The 22,096-nt window shown below is 43.8% G+C and carries 15 protein-coding genes; 8 read left to right on the top strand and 7 right to left on the bottom strand.

The window, feature by feature from the left end; all coding sequences use genetic code 11:
- Window positions 1-438 precede the first annotated feature (438 nt).
- The 3 genes from ACGF63_RS01180 to pncB all read right to left on the bottom strand — a co-directional run bounded on the left by ACGF63_RS01180 (window position 439) and on the right by pncB (window position 4,735).
- Entirely contained in the window at window positions 439-1,584 is a 1,146-nt protein-coding gene (locus tag ACGF63_RS01180) for a porin (RefSeq protein ID WP_387628279.1), read from the bottom strand.
- 335 nt (window positions 1,585-1,919) lie between these two features.
- Complete coding sequence (asnS, locus tag ACGF63_RS01175) at window positions 1,920-3,320, bottom strand: asparagine--tRNA ligase (RefSeq protein ID WP_387628276.1); 1,401 nt, start codon at window positions 3,318-3,320, stop codon at window positions 1,920-1,922.
- Window positions 3,321-3,523: 203 nt separating this feature from the next.
- Window positions 3,524-4,735: a nicotinate phosphoribosyltransferase gene (pncB, locus tag ACGF63_RS01170; protein WP_036848831.1), complete on the bottom strand. Its 1,212-nt coding sequence runs from the start codon at window positions 4,733-4,735 to the stop codon at window positions 3,524-3,526.
- A gap of 348 nt (window positions 4,736-5,083) precedes the next feature.
- On the opposite strand from pncB, the gene pepN reads away from it, so the two are divergent.
- The 3 genes from pepN to ACGF63_RS01155 all read left to right on the top strand — a co-directional run bounded on the left by pepN (window position 5,084) and on the right by ACGF63_RS01155 (window position 9,751).
- Window positions 5,084-7,696, top strand: a complete 2,613-nt coding sequence (pepN, locus tag ACGF63_RS01165) for an aminopeptidase N (protein ID WP_387628273.1) — start codon at window positions 5,084-5,086, stop codon at window positions 7,694-7,696.
- 295 nt (window positions 7,697-7,991) lie between these two features.
- Window positions 7,992-9,002 (top strand): quinone-dependent dihydroorotate dehydrogenase, encoded by a 1,011-nt coding sequence (gene pyrD / locus ACGF63_RS01160; RefSeq protein ID WP_387628270.1) that lies wholly within the window; start codon window positions 7,992-7,994, stop codon window positions 9,000-9,002.
- A 203-nt stretch (window positions 9,003-9,205) separates the two neighbouring features.
- On the top strand, window positions 9,206-9,751 hold the full coding sequence (locus ACGF63_RS01155) for a cell division protein ZapC (protein ID WP_132354304.1): 546 nt from the start codon (window positions 9,206-9,208) through the stop codon (window positions 9,749-9,751).
- A gap of 112 nt (window positions 9,752-9,863) precedes the next feature.
- Here the strand turns inward: ACGF63_RS01155 and ACGF63_RS01150 are convergent, their stop codons facing one another.
- The 4 genes from ACGF63_RS01150 to ACGF63_RS01135 form a co-directional block, all read right to left on the bottom strand.
- Window positions 9,864-10,082, bottom strand: a complete 219-nt coding sequence (locus tag ACGF63_RS01150; protein ID WP_132354303.1) for a hypothetical protein — start codon at window positions 10,080-10,082, stop codon at window positions 9,864-9,866.
- Window positions 10,083-10,090: 8 nt separating this feature from the next.
- The gene (locus tag ACGF63_RS01145) at window positions 10,091-11,377 is read right to left on the bottom strand and encodes a glycosyltransferase (RefSeq protein WP_387628266.1); all 1,287 of its coding nucleotides are present in this window, start codon (window positions 11,375-11,377) and stop codon (window positions 10,091-10,093) included.
- Between the two features lie 227 nt (window positions 11,378-11,604).
- On the bottom strand, window positions 11,605-12,900 hold the full coding sequence (locus tag ACGF63_RS01140; RefSeq protein ID WP_132354301.1) for a glycosyltransferase: 1,296 nt from the start codon (window positions 12,898-12,900) through the stop codon (window positions 11,605-11,607).
- 223 nt (window positions 12,901-13,123) lie between these two features.
- Complete coding sequence (locus ACGF63_RS01135) at window positions 13,124-14,242, bottom strand: YcbX family protein (RefSeq protein ID WP_387628263.1); 1,119 nt, start codon at window positions 14,240-14,242, stop codon at window positions 13,124-13,126.
- A 100-nt stretch (window positions 14,243-14,342) separates the two neighbouring features.
- Between ACGF63_RS01135 and rlmKL the strand changes: the two genes are divergently transcribed.
- The 5 genes from rlmKL to pqiC all read left to right on the top strand — a co-directional run bounded on the left by rlmKL (window position 14,343) and on the right by pqiC (window position 21,942).
- Window positions 14,343-16,460 (top strand): bifunctional 23S rRNA (guanine(2069)-N(7))-methyltransferase RlmK/23S rRNA (guanine(2445)-N(2))-methyltransferase RlmL, encoded by a 2,118-nt coding sequence (rlmKL, locus tag ACGF63_RS01130; protein WP_387628259.1) that lies wholly within the window; start codon window positions 14,343-14,345, stop codon window positions 16,458-16,460.
- 5 nt (window positions 16,461-16,465) lie between these two features.
- Entirely contained in the window at window positions 16,466-18,376 is a 1,911-nt protein-coding gene (locus ACGF63_RS01125) for an ABC transporter ATP-binding protein (protein WP_152962940.1), read from the top strand.
- 88 nt (window positions 18,377-18,464) lie between these two features.
- Window positions 18,465-19,712 (top strand): membrane integrity-associated transporter subunit PqiA, encoded by a 1,248-nt coding sequence (gene pqiA / locus ACGF63_RS01120; RefSeq protein ID WP_152962941.1) that lies wholly within the window; start codon window positions 18,465-18,467, stop codon window positions 19,710-19,712.
- A gap of 20 nt (window positions 19,713-19,732) precedes the next feature.
- Window positions 19,733-21,382, top strand: coding sequence for an intermembrane transport protein PqiB (gene pqiB, locus ACGF63_RS01115; RefSeq protein ID WP_162524153.1), 1,650 nt, complete (start codon window positions 19,733-19,735; stop codon window positions 21,380-21,382).
- Entirely contained in the window at window positions 21,379-21,942 is a 564-nt protein-coding gene (gene pqiC / locus ACGF63_RS01110; protein ID WP_023044627.1) for a membrane integrity-associated transporter subunit PqiC, read from the top strand. Before pqiB ends, pqiC begins: the two co-directional genes overlap by 4 nt.
- Window positions 21,943-22,096 lie beyond the last annotated feature (154 nt).

Below are 22,096 nucleotides of genomic sequence, written 5' to 3'. Positions count from 1 at the left end.
AAAAATCTACGGAACTATTTGTGAGAGTTTAGTGTCGTCTGTTTCTCTGTCAAGTGTTTCATTGGTTGTTATTTTTATCCACTCACAAAGTGCTATAAAAAAGAAAATTTAGTAAGAATTTGCAACAAAGTGTTTCAAAATGTAAATGAGAGATTGTTTTTTGAACTCTGGTCTGTCCAGTTGGTCAAAAAAGTGGAAATGAATCGCTGTCAGTGAAGAGGATAAATTATCTGTTGAGCTTAGTAAAAATAGTAAAATACAGTGTTCGTTTTATCATCAGATTTTTTATAGGTAACTTGTTGATGTTATTGTCTGTATGCCATGTACTATTTTTCAACAGATGACTGATGATTATTCTTCTTGAAAAAAAGAATAGCGCTCATTTAAGTGAGCGCTATCACATATTGATTGGATTCTTTGTATTTATTTCAGCTGAATTTAGAACTGATATACCAGACCTACACCAACCGCGTTATTGGTGTTAACGTCGAAATATCGGGTAAATATGTTGTCCTTTACCAAATTGATTTTGTAATCAACATAGGCAGACAAATTTTTGTTGAAGTTATAATAAGAACCAATGGAGATATATTTTACCCAGTCCTGTTTGGTGAAAAAGGTTGTCCCTTTGGATTGAACATATGCCAGAGATGGGCGCAGGCCAGAATCGAACTGATATTGAGCAGTTAATTCGAGATTTCGGGTTTTTGCCGAGACAACATCCTGGTAACCGAAGGACGTCATATTGTGGGTTTCACCGTACATCGCTGCCAGATATACGTTGTTTGCATCGTATTTAGCACCAATATTCCATGCTTCAGCTCTTTCACCGCGAGCGACAGAGGTAACGAGTCTTTCATGAATAATAGGACGGTCAGCGTTGGAGTAGGCACCCCCCACGCTGATACCGTACCCAATATCATAAGTAGCAGAGATGCCGAAACCATCACCATTACTGCCACCATTAGGTTTAATGATGTCGCCTCGCTGACGAAGTGAATTACGACCATTTTTGTTGTCGTCGTCGTTCTTACCTTGGTATTGCAGGGCAAAGTTCAGGCCATCAACCAGGCCGAAGAAATCAGTGTTACGGTAAGTCAGGACTCCCGTGGCACGACCTGTCATGTAGGTGTCAGCCTGAGACATGGAATCAGCACCGAATACTGGTAATACGTCGGTCCAGGCGTTAATGTCATAGAGAACACCGTAGTTACGGCCGTAGTCCAAAGAACCGTACTGAGAAAATTTCAGGCCAGCGAAACCCAGGCGGGTTTTATTGCCTTTAGCGCCGTCTGATTCAGCGTTGTTAGCCTGAATATCGTACTCCCAGCGCCCATAACCCGTCAGTTGGCTATTGATTTGGGTTTCACCTCTGAAACCCAGACGAACGTAGCTTGCATCACCATCTTCACTATAGATAGGATCTGTATCTGATTGTTGGGTAATCTTTGCGAATTGATGACGTGCATCAACCTTGCCATACAGATCGAGTTTGTTACCGTCTTTGTTATAAATCTCAGCGGCGTTTGCTGCCCCAGCGGCTAATAATGCTGGGATAACCACTGCAAAAATACTACCTTTCATTAATTGTTACCTTACATTGCTTCATTAATTACCATCATTGGTGTTATCCGGACTTTTGTTACTTACAGAAATAATTCCTTTAAGAAAATCTTTGAAACTATTTATGAGAGCACCGTATTGTCCGTGTCGGCGCACAGTCTTTCATTAGGTAGTGAGCTTGATCCACCATTAAATTGATACAAAGTGACGTTTTTTGTAACAAAGTTGAAGTAATGTGTGTGAAAATGTAAATACAAGAATATTTTTGATCGAAAATTGGATTAAAGAAATAAAAAAGCCAGCTTTCGCTGGCTTTATATACATAATGATTTTTTAATATTTACTTTATGGAATTATCAGAAATTGGCGCTTCTTGGAGTGCGAGGGAATGGGATAACATCACGCACATTTGTGACACCGGTCACATAAGCGACCAAACGCTCAAAGCCTAATCCGAACCCAGAGTGAGGAACAGTGCCATAGCGACGCAGATCACGGTACCACCAGTAATCTTCTTTATTAAGCCCCATCTCTTCCATACGCTTATCCAGCCTATCCAGACGCTCTTCACGTTGTGATCCGCCGATAATCTCACCGATGCCCGGCGCGAGAACATCCATTGCCGCAACGGTTTTACCGTCGTCGTTCATGCGCATATAGAAGGCTTTAATATCTTTTGGATAGTTTTTCACTACCACTGGCGCTTGAAAGTGTTTTTCTGCCAGATAACGCTCATGTTCTGATGAGAGATCAACACCCCAGAATACCGGGTTTTCAAATTCCTGGCCGCAATTTTGCAGAATTTCAACGGCATTGGTGTAATCAATTTGAGCAAAGTCAGAATGGATAAATTTCTCCAGACGGATGATAACGTCTTTATCTACACGTTCAGCAAAGAATTGCAGATCATCAGCGCGTTCTTCCAATGCGGCTTTGAAAACATATTTCAGCATATTTTCAGCCAGTGAGGCGGCATCGTCGAGATTAGCGAAGGCAATTTCCGGCTCAAGCATCCAGAATTCTGCCAGATGGCGGCTGGTGTTAGAGTTTTCAGCACGGAAAGTTGGGCCGAATGTGTAAACTTTGCTTAATGCACAGGCATAGGCTTCGCCGTTCAACTGGCCGGATACGGTCAGGAAAGCTTCACGGCCAAAGAAATCCTGGTTGAAATCCACTTCACCTTTATCAGTTAAAGGCAGATTTTGCAGATCCAGTGTGGAGACACGGAACATTTCACCGGCACCTTCTGTATCAGCCGCAGTGATAAGCGGGGTTGAAACCCAGAAGTAGCCGTTTTCATGGAAGAAACGGTGCAGCGCTTGCGCAAGGGTATGACGCATACGGGCAACCGCGCCAATCAGGTTGGTGCGTGGCCGCAGATGAGCCACTTCGCGCAGGTATTCAATGCTGTGGCGTTTGGCGGCCATCGGATAGGTGTCAGGATCTTCAACCAGACCGATCACCACCACTTTCGTCGCTTGCAGTTCAAAACTCTGTCCCTGGCCTGGTGAAGCAACAACTGTCCCTGTGACTTCGACAGAACAGCCGGTGGTTAAAGACAGAATTTCATTCTGATAATTGGGCAAATTATTATTAACGACGGCCTGTAATGGATTAAAGCAGGAACCGTCATAGACGGCGAGGAAAGAGATACCAGCTTTAGAATCTCTCCTTGTACGGATCCAGCCGCGAACGGTGATTTCACTATCAACCGCAACCCGGCCTTGCAGTACGTCGACTACAGGCGCTACGCTCATAAATTTCTCTCTTTTGTTATCAATTTAAGTTAGTGAAAATGAATACCCCTATGCAAGGGGCTGCTTGTTCTATGTTACTTGCCATATTCCAGGAAACAAGAGGAAATCACTAATTTGAATGGTGAATAAGAGGGAAACCGGTTTTTTCAGATATGCCACTGCTTTATTTACCAGCGGCACAGTTGTGTTTTATAAAAATGGTGTCAACAAGCTTGCTTGACGGATATATCAAAAGCGGCGCGTAGCTTGTTAACAAACTCATTATCTTCACAAATGGTTTTGCCGGGGCTGTCTGACAGTTTTGCTACCGGTTTGCCATTACATTCGACAAGTTTGATAACGATGTTCAGTGGCTTAACGCCTGGAATGTTGCAGGTCAGCCGTGTGCCGATGCCGAAAATCAGGTTTATTCTGTTGTGGAAATGGCGATAAAGCGCTAACGCTTTCTGGAAATCCAGGCTGTCAGAAAACACCAAAGTTTTCGTCATGGGATCGATGCCCAGTTTTTGATAATGGGCGATCGCTTTTTCACCCCATTCAACTGGATCGCCAGAATCATGGCGTAAACCTTGGTATCTGTTGGCAAACTGGGCATCAAAGTCCCGCAGAAAAGCATCCATTGTGATGCAGTCAGTCAGAGCGATACCTAATTGGTTGGGATATTCATTTAACCAACTTTGTAATGCTTCCCGCTGACTGCTTGCCAGTTCCGGGCTGATTTGCTGGTGAGCCTGAAACCACTCATGCGCCTGTGTACCAACAGGGGAGATCCCAAGCTGTTGTGCAAGTTGATAGTTGCTGGTGCCAATCAGGTAAGGAAAATTCTGTTGCAGTTCGCTGACAATGGCATGTTGAACACCGTGTGAGAAACGGCGGCGTGTGCCGAAATCCATCAGTTTGAAACCGGAGAGATCAATTCCTTCATCTTCTGCATCTTGATAGAACAGTTTAATTAATTTGCGAAGCTGCTTGACGGCATTTTCAGCTGCGTTATCCGGCGAGTGGTGATGGTGAACCAACTCACTGAGCAGCGCCAATAATGGCACTTCCCACATAATCACTTCATGCCATAATCCTGAAATACGGATAGCTAACTGACCACTACCGGTTACAGAAATATTGACTTGCTGTGGATTAAAACGAAAGGTTTTGAACCAATCCAGATAATCAGCCTTGAAAAAAGGCAGGCTGGAAAGATAATTAAACTCAGCATCAGTTAATGCCAGATCAGCCATCATATTAACCTGATGGCGTAATTTTTTGGCATATTCACCCAGCAGTTCATCACCGCGGCAGCGAAACTCTGCAACGACAGGCATGTGGCTGTAGTGGTGGTACACTGCTTGTTGCATATGAAGTTTATAAGCGTCAGTATCAAGCAGTGATTTAATAATCGGGGTAGCGTCTAGGGTCATAGCGCGTTATGCATCCTCACGGAGCCTATTCGTGTCAGCTAAATCGATAAAGTTGGAAGAGTATACCGGGATTATTTTGTTATTGAAGTCACATAACATCATATCGTTCACCAGATGATCGAAACTAAAAAGGTCTTTGGTTGAATGTTATCATGTTATTTGATCATTAAGTGATAACAAGCACCAAAGAGCAAACATATTCTTTACATAACATCATACTCGTTCTTAATGCATGTTTAATGCCAGAAGGTGCGTTATTTCACTCTTGAACTTTAACCTCTTTCTGTGGCAGCGTAAGATTTGGTATTGAATTAATTCCATAAGTATGAAACGACAAAAAGGTTTCTTATGACACAACAGCGACAAGCTAAATACCGCCGGGATTATCGCGCTCCGGGCTATACGATTTCTGATATTGAACTTGATTTTAATCTTGATGCTGATAGCACAGAAGTCACCGCAATTAGCCAGATAAAACGTCTGAGTCATGAAATAACGCCATTGGTGCTGAATGGTGAAGACTTGACGCTGAAAAGCCTTCATGTAGATGGTCAACCGTGGGAGCATTACCGTGAACAGGGTGATACTCTGGTCATTGAGCAGTTGCCGGCTCAGTTCACTTTGAAAATTGTTAATGATATCCACCCAGCGAAAAATACCGCTCTTGAAGGCTTGTATGTTTCTGGCGATGCACTTTGTACCCAGTGTGAAGCAGAAGGTTTCCGCCACATTACCTACTATCTTGATCGTCCTGATGTACTGGCTCGTTTTACCACCCGCATGACAGCCGATAAAGCCAAATATCCGTATCTGCTGTCAAATGGTAACCGGGTTGAACAAGGTGAAACCGATGATGGGCGTCATTGGGTGAAATGGCAGGATCCATTCCCAAAACCAAGTTATTTGTTCGCTCTGGTTGCGGGTGATTTTGATGTTTTGCGCGACTCTTTTACCACCCGTAGTGGCCGTAAAGTTGCACTGGAGCTGTTTGTCGACCGTGGCAATCTCGACCGGGCTGATTGGGCAATGGCTTCCCTGAAAAATGCGATGAAGTGGGATGAAACCCGTTTTGGCCTTGAGTATGACCTTGATATCTATATGATTGTCGCGGTGGATTTCTTCAATATGGGCGCAATGGAGAATAAAGGTCTGAACGTCTTTAACTCCAAATATGTGCTGGCAAAATCTGAAACGGCGACGGATAAAGATTACCTTGGTATAGAAGCCGTGATCGGCCATGAATATTTCCATAATTGGACCGGTAACCGTATCACTTGCCGCGATTGGTTTCAGCTTAGTCTGAAAGAGGGATTGACGGTATTCCGCGATCAGGAGTTTAGCTCTGATCTTGGTTCTCGTTCTGTTAATCGTATCAATAACGTGCGTGTTATGCGTGCGGCACAGTTTGCTGAAGATGCCAGCCCAATGGCGCATTCAATTCGTCCTGATAAAGTGATTGAGATGAATAACTTCTATACAGTAACTGTGTATGAGAAGGGCGCGGAAGTTATCCGCATGATTCACACCCTGCTGGGCGAAGAGCAATTCCAGGCAGGGATGCAGCTTTATGTTCATCGTCATGATGGCAGTGCTGCAACATGTGATGATTTTGTTCAGGCAATGGAAGATGCATCAAATGTCGATCTGTCTCTTTTCCGTCGTTGGTATAGCCAGTCTGGTACACCGGTGCTGGCCGTTCGTGATGAATATAATGCGGAAAAGCGGCAGTATAAGTTGCATGTCAGCCAGATGACACCTTCTACCGCCGATCAAAAAGAGAAACAACCTCTGCATATTCCACTGGATATTGAGCTCTATGACAGCAAAGGCCATGTGATCCCATTGCGTTATGATGGTCAGCCGGTTCACCATGTGCTGAATGTAACCAATGCAGAGCAGACGTTTATATTTGATGATGTGCCGTCATTGCCGGTTCCTTCTTTACTACGGGAATTCTCGGCGCCTGTGAAACTGGATTACCCATTCAGCGATCAGCAATTGGCATTTTTGATCAAGCATGCCCGTAATGCGTTTTCCCGCTGGGATGCGGCTCAGTCGCTGATGGCAAACCATATCAAACTGAATGTTATCCGTTACCAGCAGAAGCAGCCAATCGAACTGCCAATGCATGTGGTCGATGCTTTCCGTGCGGTGTTGTTGGATAGTGACATTGATCCGGCTCTGGCTGCTCATATTCTGGCTTTGCCGTCAGAAGGTGAGATGGCGGAATTATTTACGATTATCGATCCAAAGGCGATTCATGAAGTTCTGAATGCAAGCACCCGTACTTTGGCGCAGGAAATGGCGGATGAGTTTGCTGTGGTTTATCACTCTATCGATATAGGTGCATACCGCGTCGATCATCAGGATATTGCCAAACGTTCTCTGCGTAATATTTGTTTATATTATCTGGCCTTTGGCTCTCAAGAGCAGGCCGATAAGCTGTTATCAAATCAATATCATCAGTCTGACAATATGACGGATGCATTGGCGGCGTTATCTGGAGCGGTAATAGCGGAATTGCCTTGCTGTGATCAACTGATGGCGGAATTTGATGAACGGTGGCATCAGGATGGCTTGGTTATGGATAAATGGTTTAGCTTACAGGCAAGTAGTCCGGCGGCAGATGTTCTCGCTAATGTACGTAATCTTTTGAATCATCGTTCATTTAGCATAAGTAATCCCAATCGGGTGCGTGCTTTGGTTGGCGCATTTGTTAACAACCCGATGGCATTCCATGCTGAAGATGGCAGTGGTTATCAGTTCCTGTTGGAAATTTTGACTGATCTTAACAGCCGTAACCCACAGGTTGCTTCCCGTTTGATTGAACCGTTGATTCGTCTGAAACGTTATGACGAAAAACGCCAAAGCATGATGTGTAACGCGTTGGAGCAGTTGAAAGGATTGGAAAACCTGTCTGGTGATCTGTTTGAGAAAATCACTAAGGCGTTAGAAAGCTGATATACCTAATAGATTTCGAGTTGCAGCGCGGCGGCAAGTGAACGAATCCCCAGGAGCATAGATAACTATGTGACTGGGGTGAGTGAAAGCAGCCAACAAAGCAGTAACTTGAAAGATGAAGGGTATAGCCATTTATCGGGCTCATGGTTATTTAGCCCGATATTCTTTTTGTCCTATTTTCTTGGATAATAAATTTCTGCTTGCTATCCGTTTACATTCAGATCAAATCTTATTAAGATGCCCGGCGCTTAATTTACGGCAGTCACTCCCTGTTATCTTGATCTCAGGAGATCGCATGTATTACTCTCTCATCAGGAAGGCGTTATTCCAGCTTGATCCGGAACGGGCGCACGAGTTAACTTTCCGCCAGCTCAAGCGTATTACCGGTAGTCCCTTCGAATTTCTTATCCATCAGTCAGTTGCTACAAAACCCGTTACTTGTATGGGGCTGTCATTTAAAAATCCTCTTGGTTTGGCCGCAGGTCTTGATAAAGATGGCGATTGTATTGATGCATTTGGTGCAATGGGATTTGGTTCTATTGAAATTGGTACTGTAACCCCACGAGCTCAGGCAGGAAACGATAAACCCAGATTATTCCGTATTGTTGAAGCTGAAGGGCTAATTAACCGCATGGGTTTCAATAATCTTGGTGTTGATAACCTGGTGGAAAATGTCAAAAAGGCAAAATATGGCGGAGTTATTGGGATCAATATTGGTAAAAATAAAGATACGCCTGTAGAGCATGGAAAAGATGATTATTTAATCTGTATGGATAAAATTTATCCTCACGCCGGCTATATTGCGATTAATATTTCTTCACCAAACACGCCAGGCTTAAGAACACTGCAATATGGCGAAGCGCTGGATGATTTATTATCTGCGATTAAAGATAAGCAGGGTGAACTCCAGCAAAAATATCAAAAATATGTTCCTGTTGCGGTAAAAATCGCACCAGATCTTTCTGAAGAAGAGTTGATACAAATTGCAGATAGTTTAATTCGTCATAATATCGATGGTGCTATTGCGACGAATACAACATTAGACAGGAAATTAGTTGAGGGGCTTAATTATTGCCAACAAGCGGGTGGGTTAAGTGGTCGGCCGGTTCAGTTACGCAGTACAGACGTTATTCGCCGGCTCTCTCAAGAATTAAGCGGTGAAATTCCTATTATCGGTGTTGGGGGAATAGATTCACTGACCGCGGCCAGAGAAAAAATAGCCGCAGGGGCTTCTTTAATACAGATTTTCTCCGGATTTATCTATCATGGTCCAAAATTAGTCAAAGATATCGTCAATCACATCTAAATTTTCCTGTTAATTTATCATTGGGGGTTTATTTTTGCCCCCAACTCGTCTATATTCGCTCTGATCATCTAAATTTTTATCAGTCCTTCATATATCTAACTATATGGCAAGGCTTATTTCACTGAATAGCGGACAAGTTATTTACAATCTGTTTAGTGCATCTATTTAGCGATGTCAGTTTTTTTGCATAATAAGGATAACCCATGAAACTTAAACCTGATGACCAATGGCGCTGGTATTTTGATACTGACCATGACCGTGTAATGCTCGATCTGTCTAAGGGTATGGTTTTTCGTTCCTGTTTTCCTGCAAAGATGCTGACGCCTTATGCAATGGGAGAGACTTCATTTTCTGTAGAAGATGCGGCGCTTTATTATTGTTTTGAAGAACAGACACGTCGGATTAATATTTCAGATGAATTCAGGGCTGAATTAATTCTTAATGCGTTAGTTGCTTTTCGCTTTATAAAGCCGCAAATGCCAAGAAGCTGGTATTTTTCCCGGTTTGCCATGATAGAAAAACCTGTGCAAGGAGAATTAATTCAGGTACAGCTTCAGGATTGCGGAACAGAGGCTATATTTCTGGTGGCGGAAGCTGGAGATAGTGCGAGTCTTTGTTTGCTGGTTCAACCGAAATTAACGTTATCTGATCGCGTAATGAGCTTTTGCGATCCAATCAAAATTATGAATGATCGATTGATGCCATTTGTGGAACCTGTTCGTATGCCAATTTATGGTACTGCGGTTTGATTTGAGTTTAAGATCTATTTGCTCTGTGATTCCCGGAAGTAAAACCACTTTTTGTAATTCAACTACAAACCAGAATATATTACCGTAGAAACCTACCCATGATATGTAATAGTTACAGATCGCCCATTTCAATATTTTCCCTTGTTTCAGTACAATGATAATAGAGTGGAATAGAGGATATGGCCGGCTTGGGAAATAATGAGCGGATATCACGTTGTTCCGCTGTTTCCGGCAGATCAGATTCCATCAACTCCAGTTTGATAAAAAAGTAAACACGCCTGCCGGAGTGGTCGGCGTGTGATGTAGTGAGTTGGAAAGAGAGGCAAAGCATGAATGGCTTTACTGCTCAAGAATTAATTGTTCTACGTGCTTAGAAATCTCTGCCAGTGCATCGTGGCTTGCGTAATCTTCTTGGACGATTTGTGCACGTTGTTTAAATAAGTTTGTACTAAGAATGTTTTCCACTGTTTGTTTAAGCTGAGATTCAGTCGGTTGTGCTGTATCCAGATTAATACCACATCCAGCCCATACGACGCGAAACGCTGTTTCCTGCTTGCCTTCTCCTGTATCGGCAATGAGCACCGGTGTACCGTGGTTGAGGGCGTAATTAATGGTTCCGTAACCCCCGTTGGATATTAGCAATGAGGCTTTTGCTAGCCAGTGTTCAAATGAGATAAATTCTTCGATACGTGCGTTGTCAGGTATGTTCTCTTGCCGTATTTCTACCGATCTGCCACCGGTGGTTGCCAATACACGTACTGGTAATGTAGCCAGTGCACGCAATGTGGGGAAAATTAACTGGTTTAGATCGGTATTAGACATGGTACCTTGAGTGACGATAACCAATGGTCGTTGATCATCTTCTTCCCATAATTGAGGTGGTGGTGTTGTCGGTGCGGGGTTGGGGAGTGGGCCAATAAAATGGACTGTATCAGGCAATTCTCCTCGTGGGTATTCAAATGCCAGGGTTGAAAGTTGCAAAAAGCGATCAGAGCTCAAAATGACTTCATCGTTGAAAAATCGGGTTAACGTAGTACATCCTGACTGAGCTAATGCGTCATTGAAGCTATCTTGCACTTCGGTTATTAGTTGTCGGGTTTCCTCATCTACGAGTTGTTCATGTGTCAATTCTGATGGTAATAATGCGGGAGGGATACGTGGCCCCCAGAAAATTGAATCTTTTGAAGAGTAAGCCAGAGGTGTTATGCCAATTATGATCACTGGAAGGCGATGAGCTTTTTCTTTTTGCAGCAGGGGCAATATGCCGTAAAAGCAGTTCTCGGCTATAAGTAATTCTACTTGCTGTTCATGGATGATTTGTTGTAGTTGACGGTCGAGGAATGGGATTGGACTACAGAAGAAATCTTTAAACGCGAGTGCCATTTGCAGATTTCCTGGAGGAAGGTGTGCTCGGTCAGGAAAACGTTGCTTTAAGTGGCGGTAATCAAAGTCTATATGATCATCAAAAGGGATAAATTTTGCGTTTAAATCTTCTACCTGTTGGCGAAATAACGCGCCAGTGAATACAGTTACCTGATGTCCTTGTGTTATCAGTGATTGAGCTACCTTTAACATCGGATAGACATGCCCGGGTGTTGCAACCGCTGCAATGACAATACGTGCCATAACTTGCTCCTTCATACTGTTTTGATTTAATTACGCTAACTCCTGACTAAAGGGGGATCATTTCATGACTACTGTCATAAATTCATTGTAGTAATAATAATCCATTATAACAATAATCACATTGATTTATTTTTTCATGAAGTTATGAAATATGCCGATTCCCTCCCCCCTTTTAGTCTGTGTTAGCACCAAAATGGAGAGGAAAGATAAAGGTATCTAGGGCTTAGTTAGTGCGGGCTTTGTTCAAGAATTAATTGTTCTACATGACGGGAGATTGTTGCTAATGCATCATGGCTTGCGTAATCTTTTTGGACAATTTGCGCACGCTGTTTAAACAAGTCTGTACTCAGCATATTCTCCACTGTTTGTTTAAGTTGAGATTCAGTGGGGTGCGCTGTATCCAGATTAGTACCGCATCCAGCCCATACAACACGAAAAGCAGCTTCTTGCTTGCCTTCTCCTGCGTCGGCAATGAGCAACGGCGTACCGTGGCTGAGGGCGTAGTTAATTGTTCCGTAACCCCCGTTGGATATTAGCAGTGAGGCTTTCGGCAGCCAGTGCTCAAATGAGATAAACTCTTCGATGCGGGCGTTTTCAGGTATGTTCTCACGCAGTGTTTCTACCGATCTGCCACCGGTGGTTGCCAATACACGTACAGGTAATTTAGCCAGTGCATGCAATGTGGGGAAAATCAACTGATTTAGATCTGTATTGGAAATGGTGCCCTGAGTGACTATAACCAATGGACGTGGATCATCTTCTTCCCATAATTGAGGTGATTCTGTTGTCTGTGCAGGGTTGGGAAGCGGGCCAATAAAATGGACTGTGTCAGGCAATCCTTCGCGCGCGTATTCAAAAGCCGGGGTTGAAAGTTGCAAGAAGCGATCAGAGCCAAAAATGATTTCATCGTTGAAAGATCGGGTTAACGCAGGGCAGCCGGACTGAACTAATGCGGCATTGAAGCTATCCTGCACTTCGGTTATCAGTTGTCGGTTTTCTTCATCCACTAATTGTTCATGTGTCAATTCTGGTGGTAATACTGCGGGTGGGATACGTGGCCCCCAGAAAATTGAATCTTTCGAAGAGTAAGCCAAAGGCGTTATGCCAATTGTGATCACTGGAATACGATGGGCTTTTTCTTCTTGCAGCAGTGGCAATATGCCATAAAAGCAGTTCTCGGCTATAAGCAGATCCGCCTGTTGTTCACGGATAATCTGGCGTAATTGACGGTCGAGAAGTGGGATTGGAGCGGAGAAGAAATTCTTAAATGCCAGCGCCATTTGTACATTTCCTGGCGGAAGCTGTGCACGGTCGGGGAAATGTTGTTCTAAATGACGGTAATCAAAGTCTACCTGCTCATCAAAAGGGACGAATTGTGCGCTTAAAGCTTCTGTTTGTTGGCGAAATAATGCACCGGTGAATACGGTTACTTGATGTCCTTGTGCTATCAGTGATTGAGCGACCTTTAACATCGGATAGACATGTCCGGGTGTTGCGACTGCTGCAATGACAATACGTGCCATGACTTGCTCCTTCATACTGTTTTGATTGAGTTGCGTTAGCTCCTGTTAGAGTGTAATCATTTTATGACAGTAGTTATAAATTCATTATGGTAATAATTAATTCATTAAAGTAATAATCATCATTCTCGATTTTTTCAGGGAGTTATGCATGTAGTTCAGGATGTTTTATAGAGCCAGACCGCGTGCCGGCTTATGACACGACGGTTTGATTTGGGATTAAGATCTATTTTCCGCCGCTATTTTCAAGAATGAGATCATTTTTTGGAATACAACAGCAAGCTAGGATATAGCCATCATTTTTAATTGCTGTGGCTTTTAGTGGGGAAACATCTCCCTTTACTAAAGAAATTTTACAGCATCCACATAGGCCCGCCCGACATGAATAGGGTACTCTTATTCCTTGTTGTTCCAGTTGTTCTAAAATGATTTGTTGATTGTTACCTGTAAAAGTTTGTCCGTTATATTCAATAGTGACAGATTGTTCATTTGTTTTTGGCGCATCAATGTCTTCAGCTTTTTCTCCGCTGCCATACTTACGGGGATCTTTTTTCGCTAATATTGTGACATTGTCCCCAATCCGAATAATACCGCTAGAACGGGCAATTAAATTCTGACCAAAATCGACATCACCATTTTCTGCTGTACGGAATGATTGTAATGTCGCTAATGGTTCTCCGTTTGGATTTTTAATTCCTTTGTCAATGCTGACGGTTGTCAGAATGCAACGGCTGCACGGTTTGGGTAAATCAAAGATAACATCCCCAATTTGGATTGATTGCCAACTGTCTTCGGCAAATGCTGCTGCACCTGTAATAACGATATTTGGGCGAAATTGTTCTAATCTAATACTGGCTGGGCAACGTTGTTGTAATAAATGAAATGAAGCTTCATTAATAAGTAAAAATGGATAACCATCCGCAAATGATAATGGAATGTCAGGATGTTTTTTTACCCTTCGGGTTAATTCATGGCTTAACCAACGCAATTGTACCGGAATGTCGAAAAAACCGCTTAACCACTGATTAACTGTTTCTGGCGCAATTAGAGCGGTGAAATGATTACCCCATACTTCAGTGGGTTGCTGTTCAGACAGGAAATCACTGTAAAGTACCGAGGCGTTCTCTCCGTTAGGCGCACGCAGATAAATGCCATTATTTAACATCGCGGGGGTGAACAACAGCATCTGAGGATACTTACGTGCGGTAATAAAAGTCCCGTCTGTCATGGTGATCATAAAATTGCGGTCAAATATAAGGCCGCTTTCACTGACTAATGCATGGGAGAGTTGTAAACCACGCATAGACTTTACCGGGTGAGTGTACAGGCGAGACAGAGTTATCATCCATTAATCTCCATGAAACATTTTTTACACGCGCAACTTTATGACATGTCACCCGGATTAGCTATAATGCGTAACAATTTTCTTTTTGGTGATATGCAATATGAACTCTCTGTTTGCCAGCACGGCGCGCGGATTAGAAGAACTTTTAAAGAACGAACTGGAAATGCTGGGTGCGCAATCGTGCAAAATTGTGCAGGGCGGAGTTCATTTTCAAGGTGATGACAGAGTGATGTATAAAAGTCTGATGTGGAGCAGGCTGGCGTCACGTATTTTATTACCGCTAAACGAATTTAATGTTTACAGCGACTTAGATCTTTATCTTGGGGTTCAGTCTATTGATTGGAGCCAGGTTTTCTCTGTAGACAGCACTTTCTCTGTGCATTTCAGTGGCATAAATGAAGAGATACGGAATACTCAATATGGCGCGCTCAGAGTTAAAGACGCCATTGTTGATAGCTTTATCCGTAAGCTGGATCAGCGCCCAAATGTGGCAAAGCAGCAGCCGGATATCCGTATTAATGTTTTCCTGAGTAAAGAAAAAGCCAGTGTTGCGCTAGATTTGAGTGGTGAAGGTCTGCATATCCGTGGTTACCGCGATCTTGCTGGTCAGGCCCCACTGAAAGAAAATCTGGCAGCCGCGATTATTCTGCGTTCAGGTTGGCAGGTTGATACTCCGATGGTCGATCCCATGTGTGGTTCAGGCACATTATTGATTGAAGCGGCAATGATGGCGACTGATCGGGCACCGGGGCTGCATCGTGATCATTGGGGTTTTACCGCTTGGTTGAAACATGATGAAAAAATTTGGCGTGAAGTCACTGCGGAAGCACAGATCCGTTTCCGTAAAGGTCTTCAGGAGACAAATGCCCGTTTTGTTGGTTCTGATATTGATCGTAGAGTGCTGGATATGGCGCGGTCAAATGCCCGCAGAGCAGGTGTTGCACAGTTAATAACTTTCCAGCAAGGTGATACGAGCCGCTTGGAAAACCCGTTACCGGAAGGACCAGTGGGAACAGTGTTAAGTAATCCACCCTATGGTGAGCGCCTGGAAAGTGAGCCAGCATTGGTTGCATTGCACAGTTTATTTGGCCGGGTGATGAAAAGCCGCTTTCCTGGTTGGCGCCTCTCTCTATTCAGTGCGTCGCCTGAATTGTTGAGCTGCCTGCAATTGCGGGCTGAACGTGAATTTAAAGCCAAAAATGGCCCACTGGATTGCGTACAGAAAAACTATCAGCTGTCAGATAAACCTCACTCATTAGAGATGGATATGGCGGAAGATTATGCCAACCGTCTTCGCAAAAATGAAAAGAAATTCACTAAATGGGCGAAACAGCAAGGCATTGATTGTTATCGTCTGTATGATGCCGATTTACCGGAATATAACGTTGCTGTCGACCGTTACGCGGATAAAGTGGTGATCCAGGAGTATGCTCCACCGAAAAGTGTTGATGCCAATAAAGCACGTCAGCGTTTATTCGATGTTATCAGTGCAACAATGCAGGTTCTTGGGCTTTCATCAAATCAGTTAGTGCTTAAAACCCGTCAGCGCCAGAAGGGCAAAAGCCAGTATGAGAAAATAGCAGAGAAACAAGAATTCTTTCTGGTAAATGAGTATGGCGCAAAATTTTGGGTCAACCTGGCTGATTATTTGGACACGGGCCTGTTCCTTGATCATCGTATTGCCCGGAAAATGCTGGGTGAAATGAGTGAAGGAAAAGATTTTTTGAATCTGTTCGCTTATACCGGATCAGCAACGGTGCATACTGGGCTGGGAGGCGCGCGTTCAACGACGACAGTAGATATGTCCCGTACTTATCTTGAGTGGGCTGAACGGAACTTACAGGCCAATGGGTTGACCGGACGTCAACACCGGTTAATTCAGGCTGATTGTCTCGCTTGGTTGGCACAGACCCATGAACAATTTGATTTGATTTTTATCGATCCGCCAACTTTCTCCAACTCTAAACGGATGGAAGATACGTTTGATGTACAACGCGACCATATCATGTTGATGAAACAGCTTAAGCGCCTGTTGCGTCGTGGTGGAACTCTGATGTTCTCCAACAATAAACGCGGTTTTAAAATGGATTTTTCTGAGCTGGAAAAAATTGGCCTGGTGGCAGAAGAGATCACCAGCAAAACCCAGTCGCAGGATTTTGCCCGTAACCGTCAGATTCATAACTGCTGGCTATTACGTCATGCTGGTGAGGAAAAATAATTACTATGTCATTAATCAATTTATCCGGTGCATGGTTGTCGTTCAGTGATGCGCCGTTACTTGATAATGCAGAATTGCATATAGAAGAAAATGAAAGGGTTTGTCTGGTTGGCCGTAACGGCGCCGGAAAATCGACTTTGTTGCGAGTATTAGCAAAAGAACAACCGCTGGATGACGGTCAGGTTATTTATGAACAGGATCTGATCGTTTCCCGGTTACAACAGGACCCTCCCCGTGATGTGGAAGGGACTGTTTTTGATTTTGTTGCCGAAGGTGTTCAGGAACAGGCGGAATACATTAAATCTTTCCATCAGGTTTCCCGTTTGGTGGAACATGATCCAAGTGAGAAGAACCTCAACCGTTTGGCGGAATTGCAAGAAGTGCTGGATATCCGTGGATTATGGTCACTGGATAGTCGTATTAATGACGTGTTGAAACAGCTCTCTTTACCTGCTGAAGAGAAACTCTCCGCTCTTTCTGGTGGCTGGTTGCGTAAGGCGGCATTGGGAAGGGCGCTGGTCAGTTCACCAAAAGTCTTGTTTCTTGATGAGCCAACCAACCACCTGGATATTGATACCATTGAATGGCTGGAAAATTTCCTGAAAGATTTTCAAGGCAGTATTGTTTTTATCTCCCATGACCGTTCGTTTATTCGCAATATGGCAACCCGTATTGTTGATTTGGATCGCGGTAAATTGGTTTCATGGCCGGGTAATTACGACAATTTTCTTGAAGGCAAAGAAGAAGCGTTGCGTGTGGAAGAAATGCAGAACGCCGAATTTGATCGCAGATTGGCGCAGGAAGAAGTGTGGATTCGCCAGGGGATTAAAGCGCGCCGTACCCGCAATGAAGGGCGTGTCAGGGCGTTGAAAGCATTACGTGTTGAGCGTTCCCAACGTCGTGAGGTGATGGGAACAGCTAAAGTACAGATGGAAGAAGCAAGTCGTTCCGGTAAGATTGTATTTGAACTGGAAAATGTTAATTATCAGATTGATGACAGGAAACTGGTCAGTCATTTCAGTGCTCAGATTCAGCGTGGGGATAAAATTGCACTGGTGGGGCCAAATGGCTGTGGTAAAACAACTTTACTGAAATTGATGCAGGGCGATCTGCAACCCGATAGCGGCCGCGTTCATTGTGGTACTAAGCTGGAGATTGCTTATTTTGATCAGCATCGTGCAGCGCTTGATCCTGAAAAAACGGTGATGGACAACCTGGCTGAAGGTAAGCAGGAGGTGATGGTTAACGGCCGTTCTCGTCATATTCTGGGTTATTTGCAGGATTTTCTGTTTCACCCTAAACGGGCGATGACGCCGGTTAAAGCGCTTTCCGGTGGTGAGAGGAACCGCTTGTTACTGGCGCGTCTGTTCCTGAAACCCAGTAATCTGCTGGTGCTTGATGAACCAACCAACGATTTGGATGTGGAAACACTGGAATTGCTGGAAGAGCTGGTGGATAGTTATAAAGGTACAGTATTGCTGGTCAGCCATGATCGTCAGTTTGTTGATAACTCAGTGACTGAATGCTGGATTTTTGAAGGCAATGGCGTGATTAAAAACTATGTTGGTGGTTATTACGATGCTCAGCAACAGCGTGCGCAGACTGTATCACTGCGCCAGCAGAGTGAGAAAAAACTTCAGGCTGAAGTTAAAGCAGAGAAGGTTAAAGCGTCACCAAAACGTAATGGTAACAAAATGAGTCACCATTTGTTGCGTGAATTAGAGCAATTACCGTCATTGTTGGAGAAACTGGAAGAAGAGATTGGTCAATTACAATCTCAAGTGAGTGATACTGAGTTTTTTAATCAACCTCATGCAGTGACCAAAAAAATATTGACAAAATTGTCTGAAAGAGAGCAAGCATTAGAAGCTGCTTTTGATCGCTGGCAGGAATTGGAAACATTGAAAAACGGCTAATAATCATCATACTTAGCGGAATTATTCCGTAGGATCACTCTGAGTATGATTCTGCGGATATTCCCGGCTTCCTTACAGGAGAAAGACCTTGTGTTCCAATAACCATCATCATGACATGGTATTGTGCCCTCAATGTGATTTGCTGGTGGTATTGCCAGAATGGGTTCAGGGAACGAAGGCGATTTGTCCTCGTTGTAAAATAACGTTAGTCACATGGTGGAAGGAACCTAAACATCAACCAACGGGTTATGCAATCAGTGCATTATTTATGCTGTTGATTGCTTGCTTATTTCCGTTTGTTCGCATGAATGTGGCAGGAATTGGCAGCGAAATTACCTTATCTCAAATCCCACAGGTACTGTTCAACGAAGATTACGCCAGTATAGGAACATTTTTTCTGCTCTGTGTTCAGCTGGTGCCTGCATTTTGTATGGTGGCGGTTATCCTGTTGTGCCAGGGCGTTGTTATCTCTCAGAAGATGAGAGTTTGGTTGGCCCGGGTGCTATTTCAGATGAAAAACTGGTGTATGGTTGAAATCTTTCTGGCAGGGGTATTAGTCAGCTTCGTCAAATTAATGGCTTATGGTGATATTGGGTTAGGTGTAAGTTTTCTGCCATATTGCCTGTTTTGTCTTCTCCAGGTGAGGGCATTTCAGTGCCTGGATCGCCACTGGTTATGGAACCAGATTGTGCCCGCGTCTAAAGTAGATATACCGTTACAGGCTGGGAAATCGGGTTTGGTGCAGGGCGTCCGGTTATGTCAGTGTTGTACGGCTATTTTACCGGTGGACCAGCTGGTGTGTTCACGCTGTCATACCCGGGGACATGCCCGTCGCCGTAACAGTTTGCAATGGACAATGGCGCTGCTGGTTACGGCTTTAATGCTTTATATTCCCGCTAATGTCATGCCAATGATGGTGACAGAATCGCTCGGCAATCAGAGTGATTCCACGATTATTGCTGGGGTGATATTACTGTGGAGTGTCGGTTCATATCCGGTAGCTTTAATCATTTTTATCGCCAGTATTATGGTGCCATCATTGAAAATGCTGGCGATTGGCTGGTTGTGTTGGGATGCCAAAGGCCACGGTAAACGGGATTCTGCACAGATGCATTTTATTTATGAAATTGTGGAATTTGTTGGCCGCTGGTCAATGATTGATGTATTTGTTATTGCAATATTGTCATCACTGGTGCGTATGGGGAAATTGATGAGTGTCTACCCTGCTATGGGGGCGGTTATTTTTGCTTTAGTTGTGATCTTAACTATGTTTGCGGCAATTACATTTGATCCTCGTTTAATTTGGGATAGAGCCAACGTTAAACATTCGTTATAAGGCAATAAAGGAGTGTCAAAGTGACGGATAAAGTTGAAGACCAGAGTCAGGCCAGAATCGATAAAATTAAAAGTTGGTCGCCAGTCTGGATTGTGCCGATTGTGACGGTGCTTATTGGTGCCTGGATATTATTTTACCATTTCAGCCACCAAGGGCCGGAAGTGACGTTGATTACTTCCAACGCAGAAGGAATTGAAGCAGGTAAAACTAAAATTAAGAGCCGCAGTGTGGATGTTGGCGTGGTTGAGAGGGTCATGCTGAGTGATAATCTTAGTCAGGTTATTATCAAGGCCCGGCTGCATGATGGTATGGAAACCCTATTACACAGTGATAGTGCCTTTTGGGTGGTGAAACCGCAGATTGGCCGTGATGGCATATCTGGTCTTGGTACTCTTCTGTCCGGGGCTTTTATTGAACTGCAACCGGGAGCACTGGGTGATGAAGAAGATGAATTTAATTTGTTGGATTCACCGCCATTGGCTTCACCTGACGCAAAAGGTATCCGTGTAATACTGAACAGTGATAAAGCCGGTCAGCTCAATCCGGGCGATCCAGTGCTGTTTCGGGGCTATCGGGTTGGCTCTGTTGAAATCAGCGAGTTTGAACCAAAATCCCACCTGATGCGATACCAATTGTTTATTAATGCACCTTATGATGGATTGCTGACAACTAACGTCCGTTTTTGGAAAGAAAGTGGTATCACGGTTGATCTGTCTTCCCAAGGGGTGCGTGTTGACATGGCTTCGCTATCAACTCTGTTTGGTGGTGGTGTGAGCTTTGATGTACCTAAAGGTTGGGAACTGGGGGGGCCGGTTAAAGAAAAGACCACTTACAAACTCTTCGATAATAAAAAAAGCATTCAGGATTCTTTATATACCGAACATAAAGATTATCTGTTGCTCTTCTCTGATTCCGTTCGTGGTTTACAACCGGGGGCGCCAGTGGAGTTTCGCGGGATTCGTCTGGGGACGGTGGCAAAGGTACCGTTCTATTCGGAAGGGATGATACAGCGTATGGATAACGATTTTCGTATTCCGGTACTTATCTCTATTGAACCAGGACGCTTTGAGAAAGAGTTGGGAAAAGGGTTTGATGTTGAGAAAGAGCTGAATAGCATAACTAGACGTGGCCTGCGGGCTTCTCTCAAATCAGGTAACTTGTTGACTGGCGCTCTGTTTATTGATTTGGATTTTTATCCGAATGAAAAAGGGTGGGCCGGACCGTATGAGATCGCAGGTTATCCGTTATTACCGACAATCAGTGGCGGTCTTGCTCAGATTCAGCATAAAGTCATTTCAGCGCTGGACAAAATTAATAATATGCCGGTTGAACCGATGTTTAATCAGGCTATCCGTACTCTGGAAGAGAGCCAGAAGGCGATCAGAAAAGCGCAAAAGACCCTTGATGAATTGAATAAAGTGCTGGCAAATCCTGAAACGAAAGAGCTGCCGAAAGATATACAGAAGACATTGCAGGAGTTTAACCGCAGTATGCAAGGTTTCCAGCCTGGCTCACCGGCTTATAACAAGATGCTGGATAATATGCAGAGACTGGATCAAGTATTGAGTGAGCTGCGTCCCGTGCTGAAGACACTGAATAATAAGAGTAATGCGTTAGTTTTTGAGGCTAAACCAATTGAAGATCCAGAACCGAAGAAGGCTAAAAAATGATGAGAATATCGGCGTTAATCTTAGTGATTCTTATTTCTGCTTGTAGTAGTCAGCCGGAAAAAACGTATTACCAATTGCCGGTAGTAGAAGTAACGCCACAAAAGAGTGCTGCTGTACAGCATGATCGTCAGTTATGGGTACAACGGGTTATGTTATCCGATTATCTGTCATCCTCCGGTGTGGTATATCAAAGCAGTGATGTCAGTTATATAAGTGCAGTGAATCATTTATGGGCCAGTCCACTGGAACAGCAATTACAACAAGTGCTGGTAGCTGAATTAACCGTGGCGTTGCCTCGACGTTTGGTTTCTGCCCAACCATTGGTTAATAAGCCGGATTCTTTGAATGTGACAGTTACCCGTTTTCATGGTCGTTATGATGGTAAGGTGATTCTGCAAGGTTACTGGACATTAACCCATCAGGGGAGCGTTGTTAAACAGCCTTTTAATCTGGAGCTAAAACAGGAAGAAGATGGTTACGATGATTTAGTGCGCACATTAGCAAAAGGATGGAGCCAATTAGCGCAGGCTATTGCCAATCAACTCATTTCCCAATCTTAACCTCTGTCATTCTCCGGGTGTTAAAGCCTTTTTCGCCCGGAGAAGATAAATAATTATTATCAGCAAGATAAAAATTTCTCTTTATTATTAGCCTGTTATCGATTCTTTTGTACGGATATAACAAATATTACATTAATATGAACTTCTTGACTTG

It is taken from the genome of Photorhabdus sp. RM322S (genome assembly GCF_042879395.1).
In the GTDB taxonomy this organism is placed as follows: domain Bacteria; phylum Pseudomonadota; class Gammaproteobacteria; order Enterobacterales; family Enterobacteriaceae; genus Photorhabdus; species Photorhabdus khanii.
The sequence above is the reverse complement of the archived record's forward strand: the minus strand, read 5'-3'. Positions and strand labels throughout refer to the sequence as shown.

Excerpts from the sequence above, each read along its gene's own strand:
- ACGF63_RS01125 (WP_152962940.1), top strand. The coding sequence starts at position 16,466 with ATGTCATTAATCAATTTATCCGGTGCATGGTTGTCGTTCAGTGATGCG.
- pncB (WP_036848831.1), bottom strand. The coding sequence starts at position 4,735 with ATGACCCTAGACGCTACCCCGATTATTAAATCACTGCTTGATACTGAC.
- asnS (WP_387628276.1), bottom strand. The coding sequence starts at position 3,320 with ATGAGCGTAGCGCCTGTAGTCGACGTACTGCAAGGCCGGGTTGCGGTT.
- ACGF63_RS01140 (WP_132354301.1), bottom strand. The coding sequence starts at position 12,900 with ATGGCACGTATTGTCATTGCAGCAGTCGCAACACCCGGACATGTCTAT.
- rlmKL (WP_387628259.1), top strand. The coding sequence starts at position 14,343 with ATGAACTCTCTGTTTGCCAGCACGGCGCGCGGATTAGAAGAACTTTTA.
- pqiC (WP_023044627.1), top strand. The coding sequence starts at position 21,379 with ATGATGAGAATATCGGCGTTAATCTTAGTGATTCTTATTTCTGCTTGT.
- ACGF63_RS01145 (WP_387628266.1), bottom strand. The coding sequence starts at position 11,377 with ATGGCACGTATTGTCATTGCAGCGGTTGCAACACCCGGGCATGTCTAT.
- ACGF63_RS01135 (WP_387628263.1), bottom strand. The coding sequence starts at position 14,242 with ATGATAACTCTGTCTCGCCTGTACACTCACCCGGTAAAGTCTATGCGT.
- ACGF63_RS01180 (WP_387628279.1), bottom strand. The coding sequence starts at position 1,584 with ATGAAAGGTAGTATTTTTGCAGTGGTTATCCCAGCATTATTAGCCGCT.
- ACGF63_RS01150 (WP_132354303.1), bottom strand. The coding sequence starts at position 10,082 with ATGCTTTGCCTCTCTTTCCAACTCACTACATCACACGCCGACCACTCC.
- pepN (WP_387628273.1), top strand. The coding sequence starts at position 5,084 with ATGACACAACAGCGACAAGCTAAATACCGCCGGGATTATCGCGCTCCG.
- pyrD (WP_387628270.1), top strand. The coding sequence starts at position 7,992 with ATGTATTACTCTCTCATCAGGAAGGCGTTATTCCAGCTTGATCCGGAA.
- ACGF63_RS01155 (WP_132354304.1), top strand. The coding sequence starts at position 9,206 with ATGAAACTTAAACCTGATGACCAATGGCGCTGGTATTTTGATACTGAC.